This is a genomic window from Holdemania sp. Marseille-P2844, assembly GCF_900120005.1.
Lineage (GTDB): Bacteria > Bacillota_I > Bacilli_A > Erysipelotrichales > Erysipelotrichaceae > Holdemania.
This window is the reverse complement of record NZ_LT635452.1, coordinates 386,136-407,271: the sequence shown is the minus strand read 5'-3', so window position 1 is coordinate 407,271 and position 21,136 is coordinate 386,136. Positions and strand designations below refer to the sequence as shown.

The 21,136-nt window shown below is 52.1% G+C and carries 19 protein-coding genes and 9 tRNA genes; 2 read left to right on the top strand and 26 right to left on the bottom strand.

The window, feature by feature from the left end:
* Positions 1-492 precede the first annotated feature (492 nt).
* From rmuC to BQ7364_RS11810, 4 genes are all read right to left on the bottom strand, one after another.
* Positions 493-1,977: a DNA recombination protein RmuC gene (rmuC, locus tag BQ7364_RS11825; protein WP_072684897.1), complete on the bottom strand. Its 1,485-nt coding sequence runs from the start codon at positions 1,975-1,977 to the stop codon at positions 493-495.
* Positions 1,978-2,163: 186 nt separating this feature from the next.
* Positions 2,164-4,122, bottom strand: coding sequence for an alpha/beta hydrolase family protein (locus tag BQ7364_RS11820; protein WP_072684896.1), 1,959 nt, complete (start codon positions 4,120-4,122; stop codon positions 2,164-2,166).
* A gap of 27 nt (positions 4,123-4,149) precedes the next feature.
* Positions 4,150-5,106, bottom strand: a complete 957-nt coding sequence (locus BQ7364_RS11815) for a carbohydrate kinase family protein (RefSeq protein WP_072684895.1) — start codon at positions 5,104-5,106, stop codon at positions 4,150-4,152.
* A gap of 137 nt (positions 5,107-5,243) precedes the next feature.
* On the bottom strand, positions 5,244-6,470 hold the full coding sequence (locus BQ7364_RS11810) for a GGDEF domain-containing protein (RefSeq protein ID WP_072684894.1): 1,227 nt from the start codon (positions 6,468-6,470) through the stop codon (positions 5,244-5,246).
* A gap of 311 nt (positions 6,471-6,781) precedes the next feature.
* On the opposite strand from BQ7364_RS11810, the gene BQ7364_RS18035 reads away from it, so the two are divergent.
* Positions 6,782-6,931, top strand: coding sequence for a hypothetical protein (locus BQ7364_RS18035; RefSeq protein WP_159432807.1), 150 nt, complete (start codon positions 6,782-6,784; stop codon positions 6,929-6,931).
* 119 nt (positions 6,932-7,050) lie between these two features.
* Here BQ7364_RS18035 and BQ7364_RS11805 read toward each other — a convergent pair whose 3' ends face one another.
* Positions 7,051-7,896, bottom strand: a complete 846-nt coding sequence (locus BQ7364_RS11805; protein ID WP_159432806.1) for a retropepsin-like aspartic protease — start codon at positions 7,894-7,896, stop codon at positions 7,051-7,053.
* On the bottom strand, positions 7,896-8,195 hold the full coding sequence (locus BQ7364_RS17810; RefSeq protein WP_139248631.1) for a hypothetical protein: 300 nt from the start codon (positions 8,193-8,195) through the stop codon (positions 7,896-7,898). Before BQ7364_RS17810 ends, BQ7364_RS11805 begins: the two co-directional genes overlap by 1 nt.
* Between BQ7364_RS17810 and BQ7364_RS11795 the strand changes: the two genes are divergently transcribed.
* On the top strand, positions 8,195-9,073 hold the full coding sequence (locus BQ7364_RS11795; protein WP_072684892.1) for a DUF362 domain-containing protein: 879 nt from the start codon (positions 8,195-8,197) through the stop codon (positions 9,071-9,073). The genes BQ7364_RS17810 and BQ7364_RS11795 overlap by 1 nt on opposite strands.
* 92 nt (positions 9,074-9,165) lie before the next feature.
* Here BQ7364_RS11795 and BQ7364_RS11790 read toward each other — a convergent pair whose 3' ends face one another.
* The 20 genes from BQ7364_RS11790 to nagA form a co-directional block, all read right to left on the bottom strand.
* Entirely contained in the window at positions 9,166-10,077 is a 912-nt protein-coding gene (locus tag BQ7364_RS11790; RefSeq protein WP_139248630.1) for a polyamine aminopropyltransferase, read from the bottom strand.
* 302 nt (positions 10,078-10,379) lie between these two features.
* A tRNA-Phe gene (locus BQ7364_RS11785) sits at positions 10,380-10,455 on the bottom strand.
* Positions 10,456-10,457: 2 nt separating this feature from the next.
* Positions 10,458-10,534, bottom strand: a tRNA-Met gene (locus tag BQ7364_RS11780).
* A gap of 23 nt (positions 10,535-10,557) precedes the next feature.
* A tRNA-Ser gene (locus tag BQ7364_RS11775) sits at positions 10,558-10,648 on the bottom strand.
* A gap of 9 nt (positions 10,649-10,657) precedes the next feature.
* A tRNA-Ile gene (locus BQ7364_RS11770) sits at positions 10,658-10,734 on the bottom strand.
* A 20-nt stretch (positions 10,735-10,754) separates the two neighbouring features.
* Positions 10,755-10,831, bottom strand: a tRNA-Met gene (locus BQ7364_RS11765).
* 14 nt (positions 10,832-10,845) lie between these two features.
* A tRNA-Pro gene (locus BQ7364_RS11760) sits at positions 10,846-10,922 on the bottom strand.
* Positions 10,923-10,962: 40 nt separating this feature from the next.
* Positions 10,963-11,039, bottom strand: a tRNA-Arg gene (locus BQ7364_RS11755).
* 100 nt (positions 11,040-11,139) lie between these two features.
* A tRNA-Leu gene (locus tag BQ7364_RS11750) sits at positions 11,140-11,226 on the bottom strand.
* Positions 11,227-11,232: 6 nt separating this feature from the next.
* A tRNA-Cys gene (locus tag BQ7364_RS11745) sits at positions 11,233-11,306 on the bottom strand.
* Positions 11,307-11,449: 143 nt separating this feature from the next.
* The gene (locus tag BQ7364_RS11740; protein WP_072684890.1) at positions 11,450-12,532 is read right to left on the bottom strand and encodes an ABC transporter substrate-binding protein; all 1,083 of its coding nucleotides are present in this window, start codon (positions 12,530-12,532) and stop codon (positions 11,450-11,452) included.
* On the bottom strand, positions 12,516-13,319 hold the full coding sequence (locus BQ7364_RS11735; protein ID WP_072684889.1) for an ABC transporter permease: 804 nt from the start codon (positions 13,317-13,319) through the stop codon (positions 12,516-12,518). The genes BQ7364_RS11740 and BQ7364_RS11735 overlap by 17 nt, the downstream gene beginning before the upstream one ends.
* Positions 13,316-14,104 carry an ABC transporter permease gene (locus BQ7364_RS11730; RefSeq protein WP_072684888.1) on the bottom strand — a complete coding sequence of 263 codons (789 nt, stop codon included), beginning with the start codon at positions 14,102-14,104 and terminating at the stop codon, positions 13,316-13,318. The genes BQ7364_RS11735 and BQ7364_RS11730 overlap by 4 nt, the downstream gene beginning before the upstream one ends.
* Before the next feature lie 6 nt (positions 14,105-14,110).
* Positions 14,111-15,679 carry a spermidine/putrescine ABC transporter ATP-binding protein gene (gene potA, locus BQ7364_RS11725; protein WP_072684887.1) on the bottom strand — a complete coding sequence of 523 codons (1,569 nt, stop codon included), beginning with the start codon at positions 15,677-15,679 and terminating at the stop codon, positions 14,111-14,113.
* Positions 15,680-15,704: 25 nt separating this feature from the next.
* The gene (locus BQ7364_RS11720) at positions 15,705-16,244 is read right to left on the bottom strand and encodes a helix-turn-helix domain-containing protein (protein WP_072684886.1); all 540 of its coding nucleotides are present in this window, start codon (positions 16,242-16,244) and stop codon (positions 15,705-15,707) included.
* A gap of 534 nt (positions 16,245-16,778) precedes the next feature.
* Positions 16,779-17,099, bottom strand: a complete 321-nt coding sequence (gene trxA / locus BQ7364_RS11715; RefSeq protein WP_072684885.1) for a thioredoxin — start codon at positions 17,097-17,099, stop codon at positions 16,779-16,781.
* Between the two features lie 160 nt (positions 17,100-17,259).
* A complete protein-coding gene (gene nagB / locus BQ7364_RS11710; protein ID WP_072684884.1) occupies positions 17,260-17,988 on the bottom strand; it encodes a glucosamine-6-phosphate deaminase in 729 nt (242 codons plus the stop codon).
* Between the two features lie 85 nt (positions 17,989-18,073).
* Positions 18,074-18,916 (bottom strand): aldose 1-epimerase family protein, encoded by an 843-nt coding sequence (locus tag BQ7364_RS11705; protein ID WP_072684883.1) that lies wholly within the window; start codon positions 18,914-18,916, stop codon positions 18,074-18,076.
* Positions 18,903-19,709: a Cof-type HAD-IIB family hydrolase gene (locus tag BQ7364_RS11700; RefSeq protein ID WP_072684882.1), complete on the bottom strand. Its 807-nt coding sequence runs from the start codon at positions 19,707-19,709 to the stop codon at positions 18,903-18,905. The genes BQ7364_RS11705 and BQ7364_RS11700 overlap by 14 nt, the downstream gene beginning before the upstream one ends.
* Positions 19,702-20,838: an N-acetylglucosamine-6-phosphate deacetylase gene (gene nagA, locus BQ7364_RS11695; RefSeq protein WP_072684881.1), complete on the bottom strand. Its 1,137-nt coding sequence runs from the start codon at positions 20,836-20,838 to the stop codon at positions 19,702-19,704. The genes BQ7364_RS11700 and nagA overlap by 8 nt, the downstream gene beginning before the upstream one ends.
* Positions 20,839-21,136 lie beyond the last annotated feature (298 nt).

The following is a 21,136-nucleotide window of genomic DNA, read 5'->3' as shown; positions in this document are numbered from 1 at the left end:
GGAGAATGATTTTCAATGATCTCCGCTTATTTCAAAGACAGCCATGATCAGATTTGCGTCTTTTCATTATTGAAGCCTCAGAAAGTACGCATGCCTGTACTGCACGTTTACATTCTTCATCAAGGTATTCGCAGGTAAAGAAATATCATTTTCCGATCTTTTAACGAGGCGGCGATACCTTCTGTAAAGCAGTCCATGAACCTGAAGTCCGTTGTCCTTTTTCCTTACATGCCAGAATATCCAATTTCTCATCACAAGAAAAAGAAGCGTCGATTTCTTCCGTTCTTACTCAGTTCAGGGCAGGCATGGAATTTCCATACAAAAAAACAGGCAGAATAATGTGTTATCTAACGCTTCATCCTGCCTGCCTTTTTGATCGTTGTCCAAATTCGAGTAAGAACCGCGCTTCCCTCTGCGCTTCTTTTCTGGTTTCTGACTTCAAGTTTCCTTGCCTATCAAAACTCTGGGAATTGATTTAAATGCTTAACTGACTCAGGCTTCGACCGGATTGTCGTCCTCGGTATTCGCCTCCAGCAGCTGTGCCGATTGGGTCGGATCCAGCTTATCGACTGCCTTCAGTTTACGCTGAATCATCCGCGTGCGCGTGCCGACAAGCTTGTCAAGTTCATTATTCGCCTGATTCAGCCGCTGCTGGGTCATCGCCAGCACATCGTGGAACTTGTCGAATTCGGTTTTTACCGCGCCCAGAATTGTCCAGACCTCGCTGCTGCGCTTCTGGATTGCCAGCGTCCTGAAGCCCATCTGTAAGCTGTTGAGCAGCGCCGCCATCGTGCTGGGTCCGGCGATGTTGATGCGGTAATCCCGCTGCAGCGTTTCGACCAGTCCGCGGTTAACGACTTCGGCATATAAGCCCTCAAAGGGCAGAAACAGGATCGCGAAATCGGTCGTGTAGGGAGGCTCGATATATTTATCGTGAATGTCCTTGGCGAACGAGCGGATCCGCTGCGACAGTACGTTGACCGCCTGCGTCACCGCTTCCTGATTGCCTGAATCATAGGCGTCCTGCAGATTGGCGTAAGCGTCCGCCGGGAATTTGGAGTCGATCGGCAGCCAGACCGGCTGATCATCATCGCCCGGCAGTCTGATCGCAAACTCGACGACGTTTTTGCTTCCCGGCACCGTTGCGACGTTGGTGGCATATTGTTCCGGCGACAGAATTTCTTCGAGGATTGCGCCCAGCTGGATTTCCCCGACGATGCCGCGGGCCTTGACGTTGGACAGCACTTTTTTCAGATCGCCGACGCCGACCGCCAGCGTCTGCATTTCTCCCAACCCCTTATAGACCTGTTCCAGACGGTCGTTCACCAACTGGAACGACTGCGTCATTTTGTCTTCCAGCGTCTTCTGCAGTTTTTCATCAACGGTCTGACGCATTTCATCCAGCCGGCGGTTGTTGTCCTGCTGGATCGCAGTAAGCTGCTTTTCTATCGTCTGGCGCATGTTTTCCAGTTTTTGTTCGTTGCCGGTTTCAAAGGTTTTCAAACGGTTTTCCAACACGCTGAACTGGTTGGCCATCGCGGTGTTGAGCGTATTCTGCTTCTCTGAGAGCGACTGGCTGATCTCGGAGAACTTCCGGCTTTGCAGCTCGGAAATCTGCTGCTGATTGGAGCTTAGCAGCGCGCTTAAAGATTGCAGCATTTCACGCTGGGCCGCCTGCTGCTGCAAAACGCTGTGATTCATCGCGTCCAGCTTCTGACTTTCCGCCTGAAAAGCAGTCTGCTGATTGGCGCTCAGCATTTCACCGACCAGCCGCACGGCATTCTGCGCGCCATCGACGATTTCCTGCCGGCTCTGCCGGTCCTGTTCCGCCAGCGTTGTCTGCAGCACAGTCAGTTTCTTATCGAAATCCTGCGCTTCAAGCTTTGCCAGTCGGCGGTTGAGGGCGGTCAGCTGAATCCCGCAGAATAACGCCAATCCGGCGGCGATGGCTGCCAGAATGAATATCCCTGTTTCCATGTTTGTTTCCCCCACTTTCTCATGCAAACTGCCGGGCTTCGCCGGCAGCTTTCTGATCTTAATTATACACAAAACGCAGTTTGAAAACCACTGTGGTGGCGGAACTTTAATCTTTCACCACAATTAAAATTCCGGTTTCAGCCCGCTGTTACGCAGGCTGAAGTTAAACTTTTTCCTTAAATTTCTTTATTTTTGGCAATGCTGATTCATCCAGTCGGTGATCTCGCGCAGCCGCTTGAAGCGGTGCATCGGCTTGCCGCTGCGGGAAAGTTCATGATTTTCGCCTTTAAACAGACAGGCGCGAGCCTCGACGTTCAGCACTTTTAACGCCGTGAACATTTCCATCGCCTGCGACACAGCGCAGGTATAGTCCTCGAAAGAATGAATAAACAACGTCGGGGTACGGCAGAAATCCGCGTATTTCAGCGGCGAATGATCCCACATCTTTTCCATGTGATCCCATGGCTTGCCGCCCTGGTGCAGATCGTCGTCATAGCTGATCCCGGAAGTACCAAAATCGCTGATCCAATCGGCGATGCTGCGCTGGCTGGCCGCCGCCGCAAAGCGATGGGTATGCGTGATGATCCAGTTGGTCATATAGCCGCCATAGCTGCCGCCGGTCACGCCTAAGCGCAGCGGGTCAATCTGCGGATTCTGCGCCAGAATATGATCGGTGAATTCCATGATGTCTTCATAGTCGATCGTACCGTATTTCAGCCGCAGATCGGCAAAGGCATCGCCATAGCCATCCGAGCCGCGGTGGTTGCAGAAGAACACATAATACCCCGCGCTCGCCCAGACCTGCATTTCATGGATCAGCAGTTCGCCATAGGTCGTACGCGGCCCGCCATGGATGTCCAGAATCGCCGGATAGGTCTGATCCGGCTGCCAGCCGACCGGCTTGATCAGCCACCCGTCGATCGTCTGCCCCGCGGCGTTGACAAAGCCCGCGTATTCAACCGGCTGAACGGCCTTATCCTTGAGACACTGTTCGCTGATCTGTGTGCGGCCGGTGACCGCGCCTGTCATGTCGGCCGTATAGACTTCCTGCAGCCGGCCGGGTTCCATCGCGCAGAACACAATACCGGATTTTGTGATGTCAAAGCCGCTGACAGCGCCGTTGAACTCGACCGCTTTTTCCACCCGGTCCTCGTGCAGCCGCATCAGTTCCGTACGATAGCCGATCGTCGATGTAAAATAGAGCACGCCGTTGTTCAACATGAATGTTTTGCCTGATCCGTAACGAACGTCGCTGTTGACGCAGCCGCCGATGGAATATTCGTAATCCAGCACTTTGCGGACTGCTCCGCTCGTTAAATCGCAGCGGTAGAAATCGCAGCTGGTTCCGTTGCCATAAGCCTGCATGTCCGTCGCCATGAACATCAGTTCATCGTTTTCCGCAGCGATCGCGCCAATCCGCAGCTGTCCCTGCGGCACAAGCGTGCGCGAAGTCTGCTTTTCCAGATCGTAACAGACCAGTTCGGATGTTTTCGGCTGGACGTCGCGCCAGTTTTTCCCGGTATAGATCACCTGATGACCGTTGACGATCACCCTTGCGCAATCATAGCCCTGCGGCGTAATCCGCAGGTGCCGGCCTGTGCATTTATTCCAGATCAGACAGCCGCAGCGGTCTGAGTCGATGAATCCGGCGCCGTTGGCGACAAACGGGACTTCGTGCAGAATCACATAGTCCTGCGCGTCGTCGAGTTCTTCCTTTGCCGTGGTTTTGGGATCCAGGGCATGCAGATTTTCCTGAATTTTTAAAACAACCCAATCGCTGTCCGCTACCGGCGTCATCTGCACCACGGCATAAGGGACTTCAAAGGCTTTCTGAGCCTCGCCCTGATTCAGCGTCAAGCGGTAATAAACAGTTTTCTGTTCATTGGATTCCGGTTTGTCCTGCGGCTTGCGCTCCGCCGCAAACAGGATCGTTTCTTCATCCTCAAAACAGAATGACGAAACCTGACCGTCGCTGATCAGCGGCTTCAGCTGCATTGTTTGCGGATTGACTTCCATCAAGTTGGTACGGTAGCTGTTTTCCGCCTTGTCCATCTGAGTTTGCAGGCACAGGACATGCGCTCCGGAAGCAGCCAGACTGTGCACGAAACGATAGTCTGTTAAGTCTTGAATTTGTATTTTTTCCATGTTGTTTCCCACCTCACTATGAATTGGTTACAGGATACCGCACTTTCCGTTCCCCGGCAAGTCCTTTCCGATTTTTTGCCGCCATGCCCCAAGCACTGTGCGGAATTCGTTTTCATCCAGACGCGCGGAAGGCCGGGCGACGACTCGGGCGGCCATTGCGTTAGCCAGATCCACCGCGGCTGCCAACGGCCATCCTTGTTTCAATCCCGCTAACACGGTTCCTGCATGACAATCGCCGGCGCCGATCGTGTCCACAACTTCACTCTTGACCCCCGGAAGCGCTTGATAATTGCCATCCGCTGAGCAGCATACCGCGCCCAGTTCACCCCGGGTGATGATCACGGCGCTGCCGAAGCGGCCGCGCAGCGTTCTCGCTGCCGCTTCAACTGACTGGTTCCCGCTTAACCAGCAGGCTTCCGCTTCGTTAAGATGCAGGATCGGCCGGCATGCTTCGATCGCCTGCCAGCGCGATGAGTCCAAATGCATAAGCCGGGCTCCTGGCGCAAAGAAAACCTGCGGTCCGGGATGCTCACGCAGCCATTTCAGCATTGCCAGCCCGGTCGGTTCCTCCAGTTCAATCCCGCAGACATACACGTAATCGAGCTGCGCCGGATCCAGATCTGCCAGCCATTCTTCGCAAAAGCCATATTCCGCGCCGTGCGTGGACAAAAATGTGCGCTCGCCGCTGTCTTCCACCAGACACAGGCAGCAGCCGTTATCCCATCCCTTCACCACGATCGCCGGCGACAGTCCCTCCTCGCTTAAAAGCTTCCCGGTTATCTGGCCGAAAATACCGTCGCCGGTGGGCGAACAGTGAAACAGCGGCAGCCGGAACAGCCGCAGCATCCGCGCTGCGTTGTACGCACAGCCGCCCAGCGCCATCGTCATGGAGCGCGTATTGATATCCTCCTGGGTTACCGGCAGATGCGGTACCCGGACGATCATGTCGATCACGGTTGATCCCAGTATCAGTGTTGTTTTCATTTTCTTGTCCCCTTATTTTTTCCGTTGGTTTTATCATACCATGCCGGTCCGCAAAACGAACGGCAACCTCACAGAATTAAAAGAAGAAGTGAAAAACAGGTCCGAGACAGCGAAATAAAACGATATATGGAAACGCATCAGTAAAAGACGCAGCTGTTTTTCCCCTGGCGCTTGGCCTGATACATCGCCGCGTCGGCTTTCAGGAATAATTGCCGGTACGTCGTTCCCTGCGTGGGAAAGAAGGCGCAGCCAATACTGCAGGAAATTTTCGGCAGCGCAGCCGGCGCCTGACGCAGATGCTGCAGCTGCTGGCGAATGTGATCCAGACGCGCGCCGACCTGATCGCATGTGCCTGCTTCCTGCATTAAAACGACGAATTCATCGCCGCCGATCCGTCCGACCAAATCCTCCGGCGCAAACAGAGCGCGGATCTCGGCCGCCGTCCGCCGCAGCGTTTCATCGCCGCAGTCATGCCCATATGCATCGTTGATCTGCTTGAAATTGTCGATATCCATCACCGCCAGCGTCATGCTTTTTCCCACCGGAGCCTGCCGCAGCGCTTCCTCAATCAGCTGCTGAATCTTAAACCGGTTATATAATCCGGTCAGACAGTCCTGATGGGCCAGATGGCGCAGCCATTGGAGCTCGCGCCGCTGCTGATCCATATCGCTTAACAAGCCCAGAACTCTGACCGGCTCACCTTGCGCATCCTTTTCCAACGTCAGCTCCAGCCGATACCAGCGAATGCCTTCCTTTCCACATTCCAGACTGAGATCCACAGTCGGAACCAGATTCCCCCGCTGCAGCTGGCTGCGGATTTCCGCAATCTGAGCGGCGGAGGGAGAACGACGATGGCTGTCAGGCAGATCCTGAACTTGTCCCACAAGCGAAGGCTGGAAATGAAAATGCGCAAACCAGTTTTCTGACACCTGCAGCGTATCCTGACGGATATCCCACTCCAGCCAGAATTTCCGCGTTTGCATCAGGAGTTGTTCCAGAGGGGCGGACCGGCTCTTTTCAAGACTGCGATTTTTATTCACTGCCGGTTCTTCAACCAGCGTCAGATGGACAAGCTGATCCAGAAGTACGTCGATCACAAGCAGATACCGCAGTGTTTTTTCTTCGCAGAGAACCTGTCCCTGCTGCAGCATCAGCTGCCCGGAAAGCATCTGGACCCTCGGATTGCCGCGGACGGTAACCGGCGGTTGTTCCCGCAGCCACCTCGCGGCCACTTCCCGGCCATAAATTTCAAGATCACCGCTCAGGATAGCTACTTCCGGCCGCAGCCGATGGTGAAGCTCCGTCAGCTTTCCCATTTTGATCAGCTGCATTAATTCTTCTAAAAAACAAGCGTTTCCCTTCATCAAAATTCCACCTCGTATCAGATTTATTGTAGTGGCTGATTGCGACGAAGATTGTCGAATTCTGCTGCGCGCGGACCGCTGAGCGCATTGCGGCCCTTTTTCAAATGGAGGACGAATAGCTTCAAAACGCCGGACTTCCTGCATTCATACGGTTATTCTTTAAATTCAACCCTTTTTTGAGCCCTTGTCAGGAATCTGTAATAAATTGTTAAGCTGCACTTCATTTCCCTGACCAAAGGATATGATATAGTAAGATCAAGAATAAAAGAGCGTCTGGCGCTTATGCTGAAAATAAAAGGAGGGATTCCCCAATGCCAAAAAAACTGACTGCACTCTACAAGTTAGCTGCTATTCTGATCGTGATCGCCTCTGTTTTCTATTTTTCATCCGGAGCGCTGAATCAAACGCCGAATTTAAACGCTCCGAACATGCCGCTGTCGCAGATTTTAATTCCTGACTGATCTCTGATTCTCTGAAAACGCCAAAGTGGAACGTCCTCCCTGCTTTCTGATCTGCGGCGTTTTTTTTGTGATTTCCGCTTTTTGCATGAATAAAGAGAATGATCCCGGTTTGTGTGAATTTATTCCGCCGTTTTCGGTTCGAGGATCAGCCGGCGGTTAGGATAATCCAGGCGCCAACCGCGGCCTGCCAGCACATCCGCGCCCAACAAGCCGGCGACAGCCTCTCCCTGTACGGGATATAATGGGCGGTTGATCACCGCTATGCCGTCAAGGATGATTTTTGCATTGCCGATCCGCAGAGAAAGCGCCGGCAGCCGGCGCGCGGGAACCTGCGTTGAACCGTCGACACCTGTCAGCGTTTCAAATTCCAGCGGCAGCGAATCGGGCAATCCTTGATCGAGCAGGGGACCGCCTATAGTATCGGTATTGCCGCTGTCAAATCCCCAGCGCATGAGCTGCCCTTCTGTTTCCGCCTGCACCATGGGCATATTATCCCAGCCGATCAACTCCTGCTCAGCACTTGGATCCGCAACCGAAGCCCTCACTGACAACCGCTGACGTTTCTCATCCCATTGCCAGCAACATAATTGAAGGACGTCCCACCCCAGCAGTCCGTCGATTTTTACGCTCTGTCCGGCCGCCAGCTCCAAGTCGAAAGCCTCATCCCTCAGCACCATCCAGGTCTGATCCATTACCAGAAGCGGCCCGATCTGTACGGTCTCCGCCCGCCATTTTTCTGCCTGAATCCGCCCCAATCCGCTGCCCCCGCCAACGACTTGTTCATGCAGCGACCGCAGATTGGCCGCCTCGGCGATGGATCTGCGCACAGCGCTGCAGGAGGCGCCGGTATCAAACAGAACCACTGCGGGATAACCCTGAATCAGAATCGGAATCGGAAGTACGTTGGGTAAGCCCCGATCAATCCGGGTCAGCACCGGACCTGCATCCTGCCATATCAGTTTCATCATTTCACCTGCTTTCTGCTTTCTGCTTTCTGCTTTCTGCTTTCTGCTTTCTGCTTTCTGCTTTCTGCTTTCTGCTTTCTGCTTTCTGCTTTCTGCTTTCTGCTTTCTGCTTTCTGCTTTCTGCTTTCAGTATACCAAAAAGAAAAAGCAGCGGCTGCTTTTCGGTCAGAATTATAAAGTTTTTGATTATGTTCGTTGATCTGACAAAAAAGAATTGACTTGGAGTGAACTTCAGGCGTTACAATAAAGCCACGGGGAAACGAACTACCCCGTCTGCAAAGTAAGGGAGGCACATCCAATGGAAAAATCTAAGGTCTATTTTACCAAAATCATCACTCCGGAGAAAATGATCGAAATGGAAGAAATTCTCGGCCGGCAGCTTAAAGGCAAGGTCGCGGTGAAGCTGCACAGCGGCGAAGTCGGCAACCAGAACTTTCTGCGTCCGGAATTCATGAAACCGGTGATCGACAAAGTAAACGGCACGGTCGTGGAATGCAACACCGCTTATGAAGGACAGCGCAATACGACGGAAGCCCACTGGCACACAATGGAAAAGCATGGCTGGTCCAAGCTGTTTTCCGTCGATATTCTCGACGAAGACGGCGATTTGGAATTGCCGGTGAACGGCGGAAAGGTAATCCAGAAAAACTTTGTCGGCGATCATCTGAAAAATTATGATTCCATGCTGGTGCTGACGCATTTTAAGGGCCATCCGATGGGCGGTTACGGCGGAGCGCTGAAAAATATTTCGATTGGCCTGGCGTCCAGTTATGGTAAAGCTTACATCCATGGGGCTGGCGTCGCGGAAAACATCTGGACCGCGGATCATGATCAGTTCCTGGAATCCATGGCCGACGCCGCAAAGTCAATTTTGGATTATGAAAAAGAAAACATTGCGTTTATCAACGTGATGTGCAACATGTCGGTCGACTGCGACTGCTGCGCAAAAGCGGAGGATCCGAAGGTCAGAGATATCGGTATTCTGTCCTCACTCGATCCGGTTGCACTGGATCAGGCATGCCTCGATCTTGTTTATCAGTGCGAGGATCCGGGAAAGAAGGATTTAATTGAAAGAATTGAATCCCGCCATGGAATTTATACTATCGAAGCGGCGGCCGCGTTGGGGATTGGCTCGCGTGAATACGAACTGATCGACGTCGATCATCTACAAAAGTAAACCCTTGAAAGCTTAAACCTGAAAAGAGGAACTCCGGGATTAGAAAGCGCATGTTTCGTCTGGCGCCCCACCTGGAAATTCCTCTTTTTTGATTAGGCGTGCTGTTCGTCCATCAGCTGATTCCATCGCAGAACGGAATTGACGGACGTTTCCAGCCAGTAAAGAAAACGGGTGCCCGGCAGACGCGGTTCGCGCTTTTGCATCGTCTGGACAAGCGGCGCGCCATCTGCCGCATTGTGCCACAGATCGACAAAGATTGTATCGGCCTCGCCGGGTTTCAGACGATCCACCACAGCGAAAGCGTCGTCATGGATGATTGTTAATTTTTCAGGATTCTCCCATTGCGGCAGGATCCAGCGGGTAAACCAGGCGATCACCGCCGCTTCCTTCTCAACCACAACAATTTGTTCAACGTCTGCTTTGCGTGAAAGGTGATAAGCGAAATAACCCAAGCCCAGTCCGCAAACCAACACTTTTCCGCTGGCTTGTTTCAGCAGCGGCCGCATCGTGTTGATCTCGCTGGGAATCACGCTCATCCATTCAACGCCATTCTCATAAACACAGGGATAACGGTATTCCGTATCGAAATAGCCCAACTGCGGACATTCCGCCCCGGTTTCATCCACGCGGTAATCGTCATAGATCAAAATTTCAAACGGCTGATAGCATTCCCAGCGCACCGTCCAGGCGCCTTGCGTGCTGTCCGGGAAATGAATGTTGCGCAAATAGGCGTCAGCTTCATAGTCAGCCGCGGACAAGTGCCGGAATCCCGGCTTGAAATATTGTTCGGCCAGCATGCGGTGCTGGGGATTTTCGTCAAGATCCAGCCCTGCGATAATACAAAAGAGAGTATAGACGGCGTCTGTCTGCGAGAGTCCGCAGCCAGAGCACAGGGACTCCACCATTCTCCGCTCAATGGCGCAGGGATTTTCCTGCAGATAATCGGCAACGAGTTGGGTCATCGCGGAATTGAGTTTCATCCGCTTAACTTGTTGATCTGTCATTGTGTTTCCTCCTGCATTATCATCCGCCTGTTTCAGTTCAGCCCAGTCCGTTGCTTCTGCCGTTTTTAATAAAAGGGAGAGAGCCAGCTGCATTTTGGTTCTGCTTTCTGCTTTCGAATCTCAACACTGTTATCAGTTTCTTGACCTGAGATGTAATTCACTTTAGCTAAGATTGCAGCAACGTACAGCGATCAGCCGGGGTCGCCGGGCTCATTCGGAATCCTTCCGCGCTTTGTCTGCCGTTCATTTCACTTTGTCCCCGATAACAAAAAAACCTGTCCAGCGACAGGATTTTTAGTAAGTGGTGGTTCCAGCCGGGATTGAACCGGCGACACATGGATTTTCAGTCCATTGCTCTACCAACTGAGCTACAGAACCATTGGTTGCGGGGGAAGGATTTGAACCAACGACCTCCGGGTTATGAGCCCGACGAGCTACCAGACTGCTCTACCCCGCGATAACTAAGTATGAAATTTTCAATGGCGGAGGAACTGGGATTCGAACCCAGGCGCCGGTTTCCCGACCTACCGGTTTTCAAGACCGGACCCTTCAACCACTTGGGTATTCCTCCAGAATGACTTGGTGGACCCTGTAGGACTCGAACCTACGACCAGCCGGTTATGAGCCGGCAGCTCTGACCAACTGAGCTAAGGGTCCGCAGATCCTAAACAATCAAATGGTAGCGAGGGTGGGACTCGAACCCACGACCTTCCGGGTATGAACCGAACGCTCTAGCCAACTAAGCTACCTCGCCATAAATTTAAATCATGGTCGGGATGACAGGATTCGAACCTGCGACCCCTTGATCCCAAATCAAGTGCACTACCAAGCTGTGCTACATCCCGAAATATAAGTTCCCAATGGGAACTGTTTTTTTTAATAAAATGGCGCGCCCAGTAGGAATCGAACCCGCAACCTTTTGATCCGTAGTCAAACGCTCTATCCAGTTGAGCTATGGGCGCGTATCTTGTTGTTCTTATCAACAACGCTTTGTTATTATAACAGAGTTCGTGTTGATTTGCAACAACTTTTTTTATTTTTTCACAGCTTGATTTTTAGGATTGGTGGGGATGACGGGACTCGAACCCGTACGATGTTTCCATCACCGGATTTTAAGTCCGATGCGTCTACCGATTCCGCCACATCCCCATTTGTTGGAGGTACCTGCCAGATTTGAACTGGCGATCACAGAGTTGCAGTCTATTGCCTTACCACTTGGCTAAGGTACCATTTCGCTGTGCTTTATTATTATATATGAACTCCTATCAAAATGCAAGGCTAAAATGAAACGATTTTCGGCGTTTTTCAAAACGGAAAAGGCGCCGATTGCGACGCCTTTTTTCATACGCTCAGTCCACAAAGACTCAGCTTTTTAACTGTTTTTAACTTTGATCCACAGATCTGCCAGTTTCTTTTTTAAAACCTCATTGTGCTTGAATACTTCATCCTTCGGATAACCAACGCGCGGCAGATACGCCGGATTTCCATCATATTCTCCACCCACGGCGCTCATTTCTTCCAGCACATTCTTGTTGCTGGAAGCATAGCCGACCGTGCTGGAGTTGTCATAGGAAGCGTCGTCAGACAAAATGTAATTGATGAATTCATTGGCCAGCTTCGGACATTTCGCATTCGCCGGGATGACCATTGCGTCGCTCCACAGGTTCGTGCCTTCCTCCGGCAGCCAGTAAGCCATGTCCTCATTTTCAGACAGAATATAAGCCGCGTCGCCGCTGTAAACGACGGCGATATCCTTTTCGCCGGTGACCATGCCGTCGATGACTTCATCTGTCACATAGGAAGGATCGACCTTCTTATCCATGTCCAGCAGCCATTCATAAGCTGCCTGAATCTCGTCTTCATTTTCTGTATTCATCGAATACCCCAGCGCCTTAAACGCCATCATGAACGAATCCCGCTCGGAGTCATAGACGAACACATGTCCCTTGTATTTCTCATTGCGCAGCACGTCGAAGCCCTGCGATTCCACATCTGCCGGATCGACGTTGTTCTTGTTGTAGACAATTCCGACCATGCCCCAGAAATATGGCGCAGAGTAGGTGTTATCCGGATCGTAGGACAAACCCTTGACGCCGTCGGCCAGGTTCGCCAGATTCGGAATCATCGACTTATCCAGCGGCTGAAGCATATTTTCGTCGATCATCCGCTCGATCATGTAATCGGAAGGCACCAGCACGTCATACTGACTGCCGCCCAGCAGCTTCGTATACATTTCCTCGTTGGAGGCAAACATGGAGTAATTGATTTTGACATTGTACTGTCTTTCAAAGTTGGACAGGACGTTTTCCCCGACATATTCGCCCCAGTTGTAGACGTTCAGCGTGCTGCAGCCGTAGACCTCCTGCGGATCAATGTCGCTCTTGCCGCCGCCCCCGCAGCCGCCAAGCGCAACGACCATCAGGCCGCACAAACCCAGTTTAACCCAGTTTTTCATTTTTCTTCAATTTCCTTTCTTTCATCAGCGGAACGACGTTGACCAGAATCAGAACGACGGTGATCATCACCACAATGATCGTGGACAGCGCGTTGATGCTCGGATTGATCCGCTTGTACATCGAATAAACGTAAATCGAGATGTTGTTGATGCCCGGACCGGTTGTAAAGAATGAGATGACGAAGTCGTCAAACGACATCGTGAAGGCGATCAAAGCACCGGAAACGATGCCCGGCATGATCTCCGGAACGATGACCTTCGTCAGGGCCTGCCATGGGGTCGCGCCCAGATCCAGCGCGGCTTCCGGCAGGTTGGGATCCATCTGGCGGAGCTTGGGCATGATGCTGAGCATGACGTAGGGAATACAGAATGCGATATGCGCCAATAACAGCGTCATGAAGCCGGTTTTAATATTTAACGAAGTAAACAGAAGCATCAAGCCGATCGCCGTGACGATTTCCGGGTTCATCATCGGCAGATTGTTGATCTGCAGCGTGAGTTCCTTGACGATCCGCCTGGATTTGGACAGACCGATCGCCGCGATCGTGCCGACGATCGTGGAAACCACCGTTGCGATGACCGCGATGACCACAGTGTAATAGATCGACTCCATAATCGTGCGGTTGGCGAACATCTTTTCATACCACTGCAGTGAGAAACCGGTGAATTTGCTTAACGACTTACTGTCGTTGAAGGAGAAGACGATGACATAGAGAATCGGCAGATAGAAGAATGCGAGAACCAGTAACAGATAAAACCGGGAAAACAAGGATTTCAGTTTTTTCATGCGCGGGTTTCCCCCTTATTCTCATAGTCGACCTTCTTGGTGATAAACATCGAGATCATGATGATCACCGCCATGATCAGCGAAATCGCCGAGCCGAAGTTCCAGTCGCCGGTAGAAATGAAGTAGTTCTCAATCAGGTTGCCGACCAAAACGTAATCGCCGCCGCCCAGAAGCTTCGGAATGAAGAAGCTCGATACCGCCGGCAGAAAGACGAGCGTAATGCCGGAAATGACGCCCGGCATTGACAGCGGCAGCGTGACGCGCAGGAAGGTCTGCACCTTGTTGGCGCCCAAATCCTCCGCCGCGGTTAACAGGCTCTGATCCATTTTAGTCAGCGACGTATAGATCTGTAAAATCATAAAGGGAATAAAGTTATAAACCATGCCGACAAACACCTTGAATTCGCTGCTGACCGGAAAGTTCAGCAGAATGCCGCGCCAGGCGTAGGTTCTGACAAGCATGTTGATCCACATCGGCAGCGTGATCAGCAGAACCATGATCGCTTTGCGGTTGCCGTCGAGCTTGGCGATGAAATACGCCGCCGGATAGCCTAACAACACGCAGATGACCGTCGTGATCAGCGCGATCTTTAACGACCGCCACAGCACGTTGGGAAAAATACTGTCGGAGAAAAAGCGGGCGAAGTTATCGAGCGTAAACTGCAGCGTCAGTACGGAGTTGCCCTGCTTGGTGAACGCGTACAGCACGATCAGAAGCATCGGCGCCAGAATCATGATTGCGATCCAGATCAGATAGGGATACAGCATGCGCGCAAATGATTTCATAGCGGCTTACACTCCCATCTTGGACATGACGTGAATGTCCTCCGGCGCGAATTTGAGATCGACTTTCTTGCCTTCCTCCTGGAAATCCGTAGTGTGGATCTTGAAGATACGGCCTTTGGTCGCAAAGGTGATGTCGAAGTCGCCTTCCGTGATCGTTTCCGGATCGAAGTCATATTTCACTTCGCTGATCTCGATCGGACTGTCGTCCTCCAGATCCCAGGCTTCGGCGCTGGCCCACATTTTCAAATCGGTGTTCAGCGCGACGCTCTCTTTGATTTCATCCGGTGTTTTATAGAAGTCAAAGGCGGTAATGCCGATGTTATGCTTGTTGTCCTCGACATACTTCGGCTCGACGACGCTGATTTTAATCGTGATCGAGGTGCCCTTGGAGGTGCCGAAGGTCGCCGGATAGGTGCCGGGCTGCGGCTTGATGTCATAATCGACGGTGGACAGAGAAATAAATTCATCTTCCTCATCCCAGGCCTGTGCGTTGGCGCGGGCGATGACGTCGGCGTCGGTCATCTCCGCGACGTCCTCCAGGTCCATCGTGAAGTCGTTGGCAGAAATTTTTTCATGCGCTTCCGGATTCACTTTATCATGGTTGGCCAGAACGTGCATCTTAACCGTCTTCGCGGTACCGGATACCGTCTGGACCATGATTTCGTAATGGACGCCCTTAAACAACAGCGACTTGACCTCGCCGGTAAGGATCCCCTGACCGCGCGGCACGATGTCGATGTCTTCCGGGCGGATCACGATATCGACGTTTTCATTCTTTTTAAAGCCGAAGTCCACGCACTCATAGATCTTATCGTCAAACATGACGCGGTAGTCTTCCTTCATGACCCCGTCGATGATATTCGATTCGCCGATAAAGCGGGCGACGTATTCGTTTTCCGGTTCGTTGTAGATTTCTTCCGGGGTGCCTATCTGCTGGATTTCGCCATCCTTCATGACGACGATCTTATCAGACATCGTCAGGGCTTCTTCCTGATCGTGGGTAACGAAGATAAACGTGATGCCGACTTCCTTCTGAATTTTTTTCAGCTCGTGCTGCATTTCCTTGCGCAGCTTGAGATCCAGCGCGCCTAACGGTTCGTCCAAAAGCAGAACCTCCGGCTCGTTGACCAACGCGCGGGCAATCGCGACACGCTGCTGCTGACCGCCGGAAAGCAGGGTGACGTTGCGTTTTTCAAAGCCTTCCAGACCGACTAAGGAAAGCATCCGCATGACCTTCTGTTCGATGACGTCCTTGGACTGCTTCTTGATTTTCAAGCCGAAGGCAATGTTTTCATACACGTTCATGTGCGGAAACAGCGCGTACTTCTGGAACACGGTGTTGATCTCCCGTTTGTAAGGCGGCACCTGGCTGATATCCTGACCGTCGAAAATAATCTTTCCTTCTGTCGGCTCCAGAAATCCGCCCAGAATTCTGAGCAGCGTCGTTTTGCCGCAGCCCGATGGGCCAAGCAGCGTGACAAACTCGTTTTCATAGATATCCAGATTGACGCCCTTCAAGACGATCTGGCCGTCGAATTCCTTCACGATATTCTTAAACTGAATTAGTTTTTTCATCCGTAAATCCCCTTTCTCTAATGGCTTAAAAGATCGGCGGCGTGCAGATCCACAGCACGCGGGCCGGCTGCGCCGAATCGTTTTTCAGACAATGGCTGAACGAACCCTTGATGTAAAACGTCTGCCCCTTTTTGACGATATAGACTTTCCCCGTATCCAGATTGATCAGCTTGATCCGTCCGGACAGCACGTAGCCGAATTCCTCCCCTTCGTGAACAGCGACCTCGTGTGACCGGCCCTGCGGCGGCAGTTCCAGCAGAATCGGCTCCATTTCGTTTTTCTGGGCATTGGGCACGATCCAGTGGATCGTGCAGTCTTCCCGTTCGTCGACGAAGTAGTCGTCGTCGGTAAACACCAGTTTTTCCTCTGTTTCTTCCTGGAAAAACTTCGCCAGCGTCGTGCCCAGCGCTTCAACGATATCCTGCAGCGTCGCGATCGAAGGCGAGGTCAGATTCCGTTCCAGCTGCGACAGGAAACCCTTGGTTAACTCACAGCGGCTGGCCAGTTCCTCCAGCGTCAGGTTGTTTTTCGTCCGCAGCTGTTTGATCCGATATCCGATATCCATCCAACCCCTCCTTTTTCGCCCAGATGTTTAGTAACACTAAACTTCCCGGAAGCATTTAATAAACACAGATATTATTATACATACGCGCCTGTAAAATTCAATAGTTTTAAACAAAAAGATTACTGCGGTTAAACTTTTTCCTGAATTCTACCGCAGCTGTCATGCCGCATTGGCAGGGGGGGGGGATGGAAAATCCAAGCGTAGGAAACCTTGAAAACGTGCTGAAACGCATTCCGATTTCAAGGTTTCAAAAATGGCCTCTTTCCATTCAGTTTCCCCTCAGAGCGAACATTTCCGCTTTTCATGTCTTCCTGCCCCGCTGCCGCTCCCTCCTTTTGATCCCCGGCCGCACTCAAGGCCTATGTGTGCCTGCTTCCTGCTTCGTCTTCTCCTTTTGCCTGTACTCAGTTTTCCCGAATCCGGCAGTCTCATCCCGCTTGGACGTCCAAACAGACAAACACAAAAAAACCGGATACACTGAGTACCCGGCATTGTGATGACAATCGAAAGTCCTTATCTGTTGAATCAGACCGCTTACAACAGACCTTCGATCATGTTTTCCAGCATGTTTTTCGGCTGGAAACCAACGCTCTGCTTCACGGCTTTTCCGCCTTTGAACGCGATTAACGTCGGAATCGACATGACGCCGTAACGCTGCGCCAGATCCTGCGACTGATCGACGTTCACCTTAACAATTTCCAGCTTGCCTTCATATTTCGCCGCGACTTCCTCCAGCACCGGCGCCAGCATCTTGCATGGTCCGCACCAATCGGCAAAAAAATCCACGAGTACCAGCCCGTCCTTCGCTGTTATTTCATCAAATTCCTGCGTATTTACAATTTTCATTGTCTTCATCCTCCTGTTCAGTAATCTAAGTATATCACAGTTTTTTCCTTTGCATACCGAAATGCTCACAGCGGACATCAACGGTATTTCCTTGCGGCCGACTTCATTTGCGCCAAAACAAAACAGCCCGGAGGCTGTTTTGAAGTTATTGATGTAAACTCGGAACGGCTTACAGCTTGCTTGCGGCGCCGCGGTCGACGATGACCGTCACATCCGGATGGTTCTGCAGGATGCTGGCCGGGCAATCTTCCGTAACCGGGCCCTTGATCATGGCGTAAATCGCGTCTGCCTTGTTCTTGCCATTGGCAACCAGCAGGATTTTCTTGGCTTTCATGATCGTCGCGATCCCCATGGTGATCGCTTCAGTCGGAACTTTTTCCCCTAATGGATCAAAGAAACGCGCGTTGTCCTGACGTGTTTTTTCCTTCAGAACGACGGTGTGGGTCAGCGTATCAAACGAGGTCCCCGGTTCGTTGAAACCGATGTGACCATTGGCGCCGATGCCTAACAGCTGGATATCGACTTCAAAGTTTTTCATCGCTTCTTCGTACTTTTCACACTCCGCCTGGATGTTGTCACTGTCGCCGACTGGAACGTGAACATTGGCTTCCGGAATGTCCAGGCCGTTGAACAGGTTTTCATGCATGAACGTCCAATACGTCTGGCTGTGGTCGCGCTTCAGGCCGATGTATTCATCCAGGTTGAAGGTAACGACATTCTTATAGGATGTCCCGTTTTCCTTATGATCCTTGATCATATTCTGGTACAGACCGATCGGGCTGGAGCCTGTCGCCAGACCCAGAACCGGATTGGACTTGGATGTGATGACTTCCTTCATGACTTCAAAAGCTTTTTCGCTTAATTCGTCATAGTTTTCCGTCACAATAATTTTGAACATTTGAAATTCCTCCCTTTTACATCTATAACAATAGCACGAAAACGGTGTAAACTCAACGCTTCGGGCTGTTGTTGCCAAATTAAAATCAGCCGATTTCGATCGTGTAGGACGTCGTGAAGCTGGCGTTTTCACGCAGCTGAATCGTGCCTTCGCGTTCTTCAAACGGAACGTGAACTTCCGCAAAATCGCCGTGTCCATGCCATGGCTCGATGCACAGATACGGAGCGTTCGGCTTGGTCCAGAAAGCCAGCCAGCGATAGCCCGCGACGCTGACTTTAACGCTGTTTTTACCGTTAGTCAGGGTAACGTAAGGCGAGCGCAGATGCTCGAACAGAAGCGTCGGGATGTTGTTGAAGGTTGCGTAGTCCAGCGCAATTTCCTTTTCTTCCTTTAAACACAGCGACGCGTTGGAGCTGGCGGTTGTCTGCGTTTCCGGGCACGCAAAAACGATCTTGTAGTCTTCAAAGCGTTCCCCCGGCGCCATCGGGCAGTTAAACGCCGGATGCAGACCGAAGGAGAACGGCATCATCCGCGGCGAATGATTGTCGATCCGGTAGGTGATCGTCAGCTTCCGGCCGGACAGCCGATAGGTCACCGTCAGTTTGAATTCAAACGGATACTGCGCGCGAGTTTCCTCATTGTCGCTTAAAGATAAAACGATCGTGTCTTCGCTCACGCTTTCGACGGTGAATTCGCTGTGACGGGCAAACCCATGGTTGCCCATCTTATAGGTTTTTCCGTCGATCTGATAGTCCTTGGTCCAGGTGCTGCCGACCATCGGGAACAGGATCGGATTGCGCCCGGCCCAGAACTGCGGGTCGCCCTGCCACATGTGTTCGATATTCTTTTCTTTGTCATAAAAGCTGGTGATTTCCGCCGCCAGCGTTTTTACTTCCACCGCGGCGACTTCATTTTCAATTCTCGGCATGATTTTCCTCCTCGATCAATCCAAAGTGCAGACAGGCTTTGTAGACGCCGTCACGATCAATGTCGTCAGCGATGTAGTCGGCCGCCTGCTTGGCTTCGTCGCAGCCGTTGCCCATTGCGATGCCCAGCCCGGCCCGGCGGATCATTTCCACATCGTTGTAGCCGTCGCCAAACGCCACTGTTTGAGGTTGATCAAAGCCCCAGTGCGCCGCCAGTTCCAGCATTCCGCTGGCCTTGTTCGCATCTGCTGCGGTGACTTCGTTGGCGAAATGCATGACCATCAGATGGGAATTGTGCAGCAGCGGCCGGATCGCGTCGACATGTTGGGCTTCCCGGGTGTAAAAGATGATATTGACTAACGGCTGGTGCTTCCACAGCGTCTGGCCGGGACGCATCTTATACAGAAAATAGAACAGATCGCTGATTTCCTGGGTGTAGTGCAGATCGTGGCTGTTTTCACCATGGACGCCGCTGTAACGCACGACTAAATCGTTGCGGCGGCAGTAATCGATCACCCGTTCGGCATCGCCTTCGTCAATGATTTTAGAGGCGATGATTTTCCCATGATCCATAATGATTCCACCCTGAGCGCAGACGACCCCGTCCAGCAGATCCGTCAGCTTCGGCGGCAGATTGACCAATTCCTCCACCGCCCGGCTTGTGCACAGCGCGATCTGACTGCCGTTTTGCTTCAGCCTTTCAATCGCGGTATACGCCGAGGCGGGAACATCGTGAAGGGTGTGGGAGAACAGCGTGTGATCGATGTCGAAAAAGACGGCGCGGGCTTTACTCATGCAGCATGGCCTCGCCCAGCACCCAGGTTTGGGCTACGCTGTAATCGTCATTGAGCACGCACAGATCGGCGTCATAGCCGGTTTCGATCAAGCCCTTGTTGGCAAAGCCCATCCGCGTGGCAGGATTGATTGTCGCGGCGTTGATCGCCGTCGCCAGCGGCAGCTTCATCATTTCGATCAGGTTGCCGACCAGCACGTTCATGCGGTTGGAGCTGCCTGCCAGCTTACCGTTAGGCAGCCGTCCGCAGCCATCCTCGCCGACCGTCACGTCGCGGCCCTTCATGTGATAGAAGCCCGGCTTCAGGCCCTTAATTGATACGGAATCGGTAACCAGAATCAGTTTATCCTTGCCCTTGACGCGGCCCAGCACACTGGCGACGGCCGGATGCACATGCACGCCGTCGGCGATCAGCTCGGCGTAAATGTTCTCAAAGAACATCGCGGCCCCGGCGGTTCCCGGTTCGCGGTGATGCAGGCCGAGCATGCCGTTGAAGGTATGCGTGAAGCTGTCGGCGCCATCTTCGATCGCTTTGGCGCATTCATCAAATTTCGCTCCGGTATGCCCCATCGCGACTTTGACGCCCTGGGAAACACAGTAGCGGATCAACGCGTGATCGTCATCTTTTTCCGGCGCGATGCAGATCATCTTGATCTTACCTTCAGCCGCCTTCTGGTAACGGTCAAATTGTTCAATGTTGGGTTTCTGAATTAAGTATGGATTGTGCGCGCCCTTGAATTCATGGGAAATCTGCGGGCCTTCGACGTGGATGCCCTGAATTTTTGCCCCGCGGTGATCTTCGTCAATGATCTTGCTGATAAGCGCGAAGGATTCCAGCAGATTGCTTTCCGGAGCGGTCGAGGTCGTCGCTAAAAAACTGGTGACGCCGTCCTGCGGCAGATATTCAATCCAGTTCAGCAGACCTTCGCGGGTCGCATAGTTGCAGTCCAGTCCGTTGTAGCCGTGGCAGTGAATGTCGATCAGACCTGGAAGGATCCGCTTATCGCCGTAATCCACGTCGGCTTTCTGCGCATCATAGGATTCGATGGCCGTGATCTTTCCGTTGTCAAAAACAAGCTGAGCTGGAACGAATTGTTCGTTCAGCCAGACGCGCGTGCTTTGAATTCTCATATTTGCTCCCTCTTTTCTTTGGAGTTTGTCTCTATTTTGTACTCTTATATGCTTTTATAATGGAGATAGATTGAAGCTGGACAGGCTGTTTGTTTAAGACTCGTGAAAATGGAAACGCATCTTGGAATTAAAATCAATCGCTTATTCCAATGCGGAACGTTATGGAAGCAGTTTTTTCTGCTTGGACAAAAACCTTCGCCATCGCAGAGCGCGGAAGGAGTCTGAAAGCGGGGGAAAAACAGAAATCCCCGGCAGCATTCGCTGCAATCTGTCCCGTTTTTCTGCTCCGGCAAAGTCC

Bases quoted from the DNA above. Each gene is read 5' to 3' on its own strand.
- BQ7364_RS11705 (WP_072684883.1), bottom strand. From the start codon at position 18,916: ATGCCGAGAATTGAAAATGAAGTCGCCGCGGTGGAAGTAAAAACGCTG.
- BQ7364_RS11700 (WP_072684882.1), bottom strand. From the start codon at position 19,709: ATGAGTAAAGCCCGCGCCGTCTTTTTCGACATCGATCACACGCTGTTC.
- rmuC (WP_072684897.1), bottom strand. From the start codon at position 1,977: ATGGAAACAGGGATATTCATTCTGGCAGCCATCGCCGCCGGATTGGCG.
- BQ7364_RS18035 (WP_159432807.1), top strand. From the start codon at position 6,782: ATGCCAAAAAAACTGACTGCACTCTACAAGTTAGCTGCTATTCTGATC.
- BQ7364_RS11790 (WP_139248630.1), bottom strand. From the start codon at position 10,077: ATGACAGATCAACAAGTTAAGCGGATGAAACTCAATTCCGCGATGACC.
- BQ7364_RS11740 (WP_072684890.1), bottom strand. From the start codon at position 12,532: ATGAAAAACTGGGTTAAACTGGGTTTGTGCGGCCTGATGGTCGTTGCG.
- BQ7364_RS11820 (WP_072684896.1), bottom strand. From the start codon at position 4,122: ATGGAAAAAATACAAATTCAAGACTTAACAGACTATCGTTTCGTGCAC.
- BQ7364_RS11735 (WP_072684889.1), bottom strand. From the start codon at position 13,319: ATGAAAAAACTGAAATCCTTGTTTTCCCGGTTTTATCTGTTACTGGTT.
- trxA (WP_072684885.1), bottom strand. From the start codon at position 17,099: ATGAAGACAATGAAAATTGTAAATACGCAGGAATTTGATGAAATAACA.
- BQ7364_RS11795 (WP_072684892.1), top strand. From the start codon at position 8,195: ATGGAAAAATCTAAGGTCTATTTTACCAAAATCATCACTCCGGAGAAA.
- BQ7364_RS11815 (WP_072684895.1), bottom strand. From the start codon at position 5,106: ATGAAAACAACACTGATACTGGGATCAACCGTGATCGACATGATCGTC.
- BQ7364_RS11720 (WP_072684886.1), bottom strand. From the start codon at position 16,244: ATGGATATCGGATATCGGATCAAACAGCTGCGGACGAAAAACAACCTG.
- nagB (WP_072684884.1), bottom strand. From the start codon at position 17,988: ATGTTCAAAATTATTGTGACGGAAAACTATGACGAATTAAGCGAAAAA.
- BQ7364_RS11730 (WP_072684888.1), bottom strand. From the start codon at position 14,104: ATGAAATCATTTGCGCGCATGCTGTATCCCTATCTGATCTGGATCGCA.
- BQ7364_RS11810 (WP_072684894.1), bottom strand. From the start codon at position 6,470: ATGAAGGGAAACGCTTGTTTTTTAGAAGAATTAATGCAGCTGATCAAA.
- nagA (WP_072684881.1), bottom strand. From the start codon at position 20,838: ATGAGAATTCAAAGCACGCGCGTCTGGCTGAACGAACAATTCGTTCCA.
- potA (WP_072684887.1), bottom strand. From the start codon at position 15,679: ATGAAAAAACTAATTCAGTTTAAGAATATCGTGAAGGAATTCGACGGC.
- BQ7364_RS11805 (WP_159432806.1), bottom strand. From the start codon at position 7,896: ATGAAACTGATATGGCAGGATGCAGGTCCGGTGCTGACCCGGATTGAT.